The organism is Nostoc sp. XA010, assembly GCF_020829625.1.
GTDB lineage: Bacteria > Cyanobacteriota > Cyanobacteriia > Cyanobacteriales > Nostocaceae > Nostoc.
The window spans coordinates 1-7,452 of record NZ_JAIVFX010000090.1; the positions used below are offsets into that span (position 1 = coordinate 1).

The 7,452-nt window shown below is 45.9% G+C and carries 8 protein-coding genes; 4 read left to right on the forward strand and 4 right to left on the reverse strand.

The annotated features are described in order from the left end of the window. Positions 1 to 115: 115 nt before the first annotated feature. From LC608_RS35610 to LC608_RS35625, 4 genes are all read right to left on the reverse strand, one after another. Complete coding sequence (locus LC608_RS35610; protein ID WP_229558009.1) at positions 116 to 679, reverse strand: hypothetical protein; 564 nt, start codon at positions 677 to 679, stop codon at positions 116 to 118. A gap of 121 nt (positions 680 to 800) precedes the next feature. Then, a complete protein-coding gene (locus tag LC608_RS35615; RefSeq protein ID WP_229558010.1) occupies positions 801 to 2,399 on the reverse strand; it encodes a hypothetical protein in 1,599 nt (532 codons plus the stop codon). A gap of 81 nt (positions 2,400 to 2,480) precedes the next feature. Beyond that, entirely contained in the window at positions 2,481 to 3,308 is an 828-nt protein-coding gene (locus tag LC608_RS35620) for a hypothetical protein (RefSeq protein ID WP_229558011.1), read from the reverse strand. A gap of 294 nt (positions 3,309 to 3,602) precedes the next feature. Continuing rightward, entirely contained in the window at positions 3,603 to 3,833 is a 231-nt protein-coding gene (locus LC608_RS35625) for a hypothetical protein (protein WP_109012804.1), read from the reverse strand. Positions 3,834 to 4,402: 569 nt separating this feature from the next. Here LC608_RS35625 and LC608_RS35630 point away from each other — a divergent pair. The 4 genes from LC608_RS35630 (at position 4,403) to LC608_RS35645 (ending at position 7,350) form a co-directional block, all read left to right on the forward strand. Next, complete coding sequence (locus LC608_RS35630; protein ID WP_267871329.1) at positions 4,403 to 5,503, forward strand: RRXRR domain-containing protein; 1,101 nt, start codon at positions 4,403 to 4,405, stop codon at positions 5,501 to 5,503. A gap of 337 nt (positions 5,504 to 5,840) precedes the next feature. Then, a complete protein-coding gene (locus LC608_RS35635; protein ID WP_229558012.1) occupies positions 5,841 to 6,407 on the forward strand; it encodes a hypothetical protein in 567 nt (188 codons plus the stop codon). 267 nt (positions 6,408 to 6,674) lie between these two features. After that, entirely contained in the window at positions 6,675 to 7,106 is a 432-nt protein-coding gene (locus LC608_RS35640; RefSeq protein WP_229558013.1) for a hypothetical protein, read from the forward strand. Positions 7,107 to 7,173: 67 nt separating this feature from the next. Then, positions 7,174 to 7,350, forward strand: a complete 177-nt coding sequence (locus LC608_RS35645; RefSeq protein ID WP_229558014.1) for a hypothetical protein — start codon at positions 7,174 to 7,176, stop codon at positions 7,348 to 7,350. Positions 7,351 to 7,452: the final 102 nt, after the last annotated feature.

Consider the following 7,452-nt stretch of genomic DNA (forward strand, 5'->3'; position numbering starts at 1 on the left):
ACGTAGCAGTGCCTCTAGTTCCTCTGCACTCTCTTTGATCTCTATCCGGGTTATCCCTGCCATCACACACCCCAAATGCTGCTTCTATACATTTACCATTTGTCGCATTCTTTTTTCAAATTGGTATCACAATATCTTTTGAAGAGATTGTGAGGTGTTCCTGAGCAGTTCGTGAGGTTTCCTGTAACCCTTGCTCTAAATGATTTTCACCTGAAATAGATGCTTGATTTAAAGCACGTATTTCTTCACAGCCAGCATCTATCTCTGAAATCTCAGCATTTGGTTCTTGTTTTTCAGAATCTGGTTGCTGATTAAGAGAATTGGCTTTCTCCCAGAACTCCTTCATTCGGCTACCGTGTAAATTCTGCACCATCCACTTCACTGTCTCCCGGCCATCCTGAATCGACTTATCCGGTTTGAAAATGAACAGTCCACTTTCAGATAGAATTTTCTTCGCAGAGATAAAAGTACTGTACCCCAAAGCACTTGTTAGCGGCATCCATCGAGAACCATAAGGATCAGCCGTCCAGCACTCCTGCCACAATTGCGTAACTGAAGGCTTTTGCTGCGATGCCCACAGCAAATCTTCAATGGGAATAATCACATGAAGCCGCTTATATGGTGACTGTGCTTTAGTAGCAGCCTTTTTGAGCTTGGGTTTTGTAATAGTTGCAGTCATTTCACAATCTCCTATTATTTTGACGCACGGGAACTTCCCTACAGCGTTGTTTACCGCCGTAGGCATCGCAGGGTTTAGTTCGATATTTGTTTGTCTAAAAAATTACCGATACATTGAAAGCCTATTGAGGTTGCCAAAACCGCAACTCGTCTCGGAAATACCTGTCAGTCTTCTTGGACTCATTTCGCCAATGATCCCAAGCAACTACCAACTCTTCGCCCAAGTCCTCTACAACTTCGCCCCTCTCCACATACAAAGTGCGATATGGATCGGCATGGGCAACGACAGAACTAACGCCAATGGTGTCCAGTTCAGTAGATATGTTTTGGAGTGCGGCAATTAATTGGATTTCCTCACTGGTCAATTCCGCCCAATAGTCTTGTTTGATTACCTCATACTCTTGGGCAACATTCAAAAACTCCTGCCATGTACACTCAGGCTTTGCAAGCACCTGCCGGATATCATTAACAGCCTGGGGCAGCATTTCCAGTTGTTCGGCTCGATAAGCGATCGCAGTTGGTGTAGGTTCACTCCCCAGGATTATCGCAGCAGCTTCGAGCGCTTGGGTGTTGTTCATAGCACTGGCTAGGTTTTTCAGTGCCATTCCCATAAGGCGCAAACATTCTTGGGCATTCTCCTTGGGCGGTTCTTGGGCTAGCGATCGCAAATCAATGGTTTTCTCTAACGCCTGTTTTACCTGCTTGTTCAACGCTTTGGTAGCCTGTTGCGTCATGGTATTCCCCCACTGTTGAGAAGGGCGTTGTTCAACAGCGTTTTCCAAATCTTGAATACGCTGCTTGAGTTGTTGATTTTCAGCTTCCAATTTCCTTAACCCCTCCATTTCACCCAACCGTTGCTGCAACTGGATATTTTCTTCTTTCTGTTGCTTGAATAGTTGTTGCAGAGATTGGATTTGTTCTTGTACCAGGGCTTCGGCTCTGGCTGTGGCCTCTGTTTGCAAACCAATTCTTAATTCCTGGGAAAGTTGCTCTAACTCCTGTTTATGGCGTTCTTCAATAGTAGCGATCGCTTCCGTATATTCTGCGGGATATGATCTTTCTCTGGGAAGTGGGACACTGGGGGCATCTAAATCAGCATTGTTGATCAACAACCTCTCGCCATCAGCAAAAGTGACGATCTGCTGCCAGCGATTCGGTGCGTCTGCCTCAATGGTTCCCTCTTCTCCATATCTGGGATGGGACTGTTGTGAGACTGTGACAATGGCTTTTTGAGGAACCACTGGTTCTTGAATTTTGGGAACCATTGGTTCCTGAGTAGATTGTTTTTTGCGTGGAAGTTGAGGAACCACTTTTTTTGCAGCAGCCGCAAAGTCTGATTCACCAGGGGAAGGATTATCTTTGAGAGCGATCGCTACAGCTTGTTTTAGTTTCTCTGGTTCCTTGACTAGCCGCAGCAGTGGACGGGCTTGACGCTCATTTTTGATGTGTCCGCCCAACTCGCCAACTGCGTCTATGACCTTTTTGGCTCCTAGCAGTTGGTTGATTCGTCGGTATCCACCCCAGGCGTATAATTCACGCTGGCAATATTCTTCAAAGTTTTTATATCCAGCTTGCAGGTAAAGCTGTTGTTCCCTCATCTGTAGAATTTCATCTACCGCTTGCCATTCAAATCGGTCGATGGCAGTGAAGGTTTCCTGGATACTGGTGTTGAGGTTGCTGTAATCGAGTGCTGATGTTTCTTCTCTTTCTAGTGTCAGCATATCTCTTGCCCACTATGTATGGTAAATACTAGGAATGTTGCAGTTAGTAAGGGGCTTGCAGGAGCTGTTAGGCTTATCGCATTAGGCGACTTCAGCAAACCTTGTGAATCGGCTCAAGTCCGGGTAAACCGCTTTAAAGTAAATAATTTCGTTCTCTTTGTGATCAAGATGAAGGTATAAATGAACTTCGTCTGGATCTTTCCTGAAAGTACTTTTTCCTCGCCAGCAGTTTTGTTCTGATTTCTCCCAGTTACAAGATTCAGCATAAATGTCTGCAATGATTGCCTTTGGTGCATAACTTTCTACTGTGGTGACTGAAGCGTGGATATTTCTCTTGTCCTTATTCACCAAAAACAAGTTATATGCAGGTGCGATCTGAACAAGGCTGACAAAGAACTGGATGATTTCTGGAACTGCTTTTTGAAGAATGATGCGATCGCTCTCCAGCGTGAGCAGTTGATCCTCTACTATCGGGTAGGAGAACAAGCGATCGCGGATTGAAATGTTTCGCTGGCTGACTCCAGAGATGGCCAAGTTTTTCTGAATATCCTGAATATTATCTCTAATCGTGTGGTAAAGAAAAAGTTCAGTACCAAAATTAGGGCCAAAAATCTTACCCATGCTTTCGTAGAACCGCGCCCCTTCATGTACGGATGATGGAGCATCCAGACACCAGCCTTTAGGGTCTGTCATGATCCGATGAATAATTTCATCATGTTTGGCATTACCGTTCCCAAGCCCAGCAAGCTCTAAGTAAACTCGTCTGTCTAACAATGAAGGGTAAATGAACTTATGCCGTTTGGGGTATTTCAGTCTAAGGCAGTCTTGCAGCAGTGAGGATAAGCCTTTTGTGCTGAATAAATTGGGATTGTCTTGGAGTAGTAACTGGAAAACTGGTAAATTAGACATACTATTTCTTTGCTAAAGGATTAGTCTGGGCGATTGTTCTTCTTGGCGGGAGGCGATCGCTTTTAACTTAGTCCAAGAGTAAATATGTCAATAAAGTTTTCTAGTGACTCAAATAAAAATGGCGTGGGATTCATAACTGTATAAGCTCGTACATAACTAAAGAATTATGTTAGCACGAGTTAGTACGCTGTGATCTATAAAAAACAAAACCCACCTAATGCTCGGCGGGTTTGTCCTTGATAACAGTGTTAATAATGTGATCACGCCATTGCCTGAGAGTGGTGTTCTCCTCTCTCAGGCGACTAATTCCCCCAGGCATTCCTCTACAAGAGATTCAAGTCTTTGAACTCTTTGCTCAATCTGGGCTACATCATGGCCATTTTCCGAATTTTCTGTCTCTACATATTCTTTAATAAATTTTAAAAGTACATCTGTAACAGTTTTGCCCTGCGCTTCGACTTTAGACCGAAAAGCTGTTCGTATCTCCTCTTCAATGCGAATCGTTAGACGAGATTCAATAGCCATAGACAATCTCCTTTTGTTTTAGGTTATCACAAGCCGTTAGTACGATTTATTCTATCAGGAAATATATTGGACTGGGGTTTCGTACTAACTATATTGACAAATGTACTAACTCGTACTAACATAGTAAATATGAAGGAGGAAATAAGCGCAACGCCTCCTAGTAAATAAAGATGCGCTTACTACAGAACCTTGACAGCACAATCCAGAGTGACCGCTTGATGAGTAACCGAGGCACTGGCACAACCAGAGAAGGCGAGGGGTACACAGTAGGGAAATGGATATTGCATTTAATAAGAAATTACCAGCAGGACGACGGACGGCAGGTCAACTACCCTACCCTAAACCCTAGCGCTCCGCGCCACGGGTTTTGAGGATGGGGCTTGGAACAGCCAGGTTCTAACAAAGCGTTGCACTAGCCCAACGAGCCAACGAGATAGCACAGACTTCCGAGCGTTTCCCTAACTCGGATTGCCTCTAAACCGACTGGTTATCGGTGCTTTTAGAAAGGACATCTATCTTGATGGTGGGCGAAGGGACTTTCTCACTTAGCGATAAGGATTATCTCCAAAATGCGCGTTTCAGTTCTCAATCCAGACGGTTCTCCTGCTATGCCCACCAAACCCAGCCGCGCTCGTCGCTGGCTCAAAGCGGGCAAGGCAAAAGTCGTTCACAACGACCTGAATCTGTTTTGCATTCAGCTAATCTGCGAGCCATCAGGCTACGAGGTTCAAGACATCGCACTCGGCATCGACCCCGGCAAGATGTTCACGGGTATTGGAGTTCAGTCATCCAGGTTTACGCTGTTCACCGCGCATCTCATCCTGCCCTTCCAGGCAATTACAAAGAAGATGAATGGTCGCCGAATTCTGCGTCGTGCCAGACGTGCCAGACGTATCAACCGCAAAGTGGCATTCCATCTCAGAGCGCATCGCCAGAAGCGCTTCTCGAATCGAAGGCAGGGTAAATTGCCGCCTTCGATTCGAGCCAACAGGCAGATGGAATTGCGGGTTACGAAAGAGCTAATCAAACTCTTCCCCGTCTCTGACATCCGCTATGAGGTCGTCAAAGCCAGAACTGAAAAGGGTAAAGGACGCGGCTTTTCTCCGGTGATGGTCGGACAGAAATTCATGCTTCAGTGGCTAGAAGAACTCTGCCCGACTATTTCTCAGGAAGGGTGGCAAACTTCGACGCTTAGGCAGCAATTAGGGCTGGCTAAAGACAAGGGTGACAAGTCAAAGCAGATTCCTGAAACTCATGCCAATGACGGCATTGCGCTGGCGGCTAGTCACTTTATGTCATACCAGTCGTTTCAATCTAGCAATGGGCGCGGTCATCACTGGCAAGGTCAAGTCACTGTCACAAAATCAGTGTTTCGGGTCATTAGCCGTCCCAATCTTTACCGTCGTCAATTGCACTTTGAGAATCCGGTCAGTGGTGTGACCGGAAACCGTAAGCGCAAGGGTGGCACCATTACGCCCTTTGGGTTCAGGTCTGGTGATTTGGTTAGAGCAAAGAAGTCGGGAAAGACTGTTCTGGGCTGGATTGGTGGGTACAGCGAAGCTACAAAAGTTGTCAGCGTTTATGACATTAATTGGAGACGATATGGACAATTCAAAGCCTCAAAAGTCAAACTATTGCAGCGCAGTACTAGACTCTGCCTGTCGAGATAGAAGAGAGTGGGCGACTCCGTGCCTCCGTCACCCGTCGCTATCCCTCCCCACCTTGCTCACTGCAAAGGGCGCTTCGCTGCTTCTCCGTTCCCTAAAGGTAGGGACTCCCGCGAATATATTGAAGCCTTTGAAGTCGTACACGTCGCCTGATACCTTGTATCTCCTGTTCTGGTATTGCTCAAGTGCCACTGGCTTTGAGCCACAAATATATGGCTACGCCAAATCAAGAAAGAGAGCGTTGTGCTAAACCACAACGTTGTTTGCACACATAACAAAGGCGACCGCCCACCCTGGAAAGTATGCGATCGCCTTTTCCCCTATCACGGAGATCAATATTATGACTTACGAAACATTAACACAGCAAGCAATTCCTAGTTCTTCTCGTGATGAGCAAGCCACAGCCCAAGCAGAACTATACAGCCTCCTCGAATCCCAAGCCGAAGCTGTAGCCCCAACCAAAGACCCCTTGACATCTCGTGACCGTCGCATCATTGGCGAGATTATCGAAGTTGAACCCGAATCAGTTCGCACCATCTGGATCGAAGGCGGGATTACGGTATGGGTACAGTTAGTCGGTGGCGGACGGCTACCGTTTGATCGCAACTGGTTCGCTACAAGAGTTGCAGAGGTTAAAGCGACTCTGCCAGAAACGCCACGGGAACGAAACGAACGATTAAGCGATGAACTGGAAAAAGCCTGCACTGTTTTTGGTCTGTACCACGGGGAGATTAACTGGTTATCTTTCAGCACCAAACTCTACCAAGACGGGCGTTTTGTCGGCTTCGTCGGGTGCAATCAACAAAGCTGGTACGCAAGACCAAGACAGTACGGGGTGAATCGTGTGGCTGCTAGTGCTGAACAAGTGATTGCGTCGTTGGGAGTCCGAACGGCAGTAGCGGCGTAAGTTGCTGAAGGAAAAAGGGCGATTGCTTCCCAAGACAAAAGCAATCGCCACCTATATGCAATTACAAATAATCATTACACATAACACAGCAAGTAACATCACACTTTCAGATTCGGGTTTCTATGACTGCCAAGAGAATTTTGTGCTATCTCCAGCAAATGCAAATACAGAGGTGTAAGAAATTCCTCGTTCTGCAAATGAGAAAGGGCGATTGCACACCAAAAGAATTGCAATCGCCAACGAGGTTAATCTCGAATAAGTACAATCATGACACAAAGTACAGCAAGTAACCCTCCACTTCTTGATCCGGGTTTAGGTGACTGCCTAGAGAAAATTCTCCTGCCTCCAACCGACCCCAGCGCAGAGGTCATAGAAATCTCTGGTTACAAACTGGTTTACGTTAATGGAGCTTGCCGCAGAAACTATCGAGTATACAAAGCTGATTCAATGATTGGGGTGATATTTCAGCATATTACGCACTGGTCTAACGGAGTGGATTCTCTTCGATACGCCGAACCGGTTGATGCAGTAGTTGGGCTAGACGACTTCATGAACGTGGCAAGGATATTAACAACGGCTACAGAGCGACCACCCACGGAAGAAGAGTTACTGGATAAAGAATTTGATTCGCTGACAACTGAGGAGTGGGAGCGTCTGAAGAGGTACGTTCCACAAGCGAAACATTTGGTTGCAGCATAAAGAAACGGGTGGGCAGGAAGACCCACCTGTATGGCGAGGAGCAAAACTAAATTATTAGTTTATCCAAATGCAACAACACAATTCATCGAATATAGCAATGACACCCATAGAAATACTACAAGAATTCAATTCGTGCTACCTGAAGATTCAGACGATTGCCCAAGATGAAAATTGGCTTTTGTTGATTGCTGATCAAAAGGTTGACCCAGAGGCAGCGACCTTGAGGGGAGACAAAATACCCTGAAATAGATATATGGCAAGTAGTGTAGCAATTTATGGTAAAAGAAAAAGAGCATTAATTCGCAATAAGCCCTATTTAATGATAATGTTGCCAGAATTCTACGAA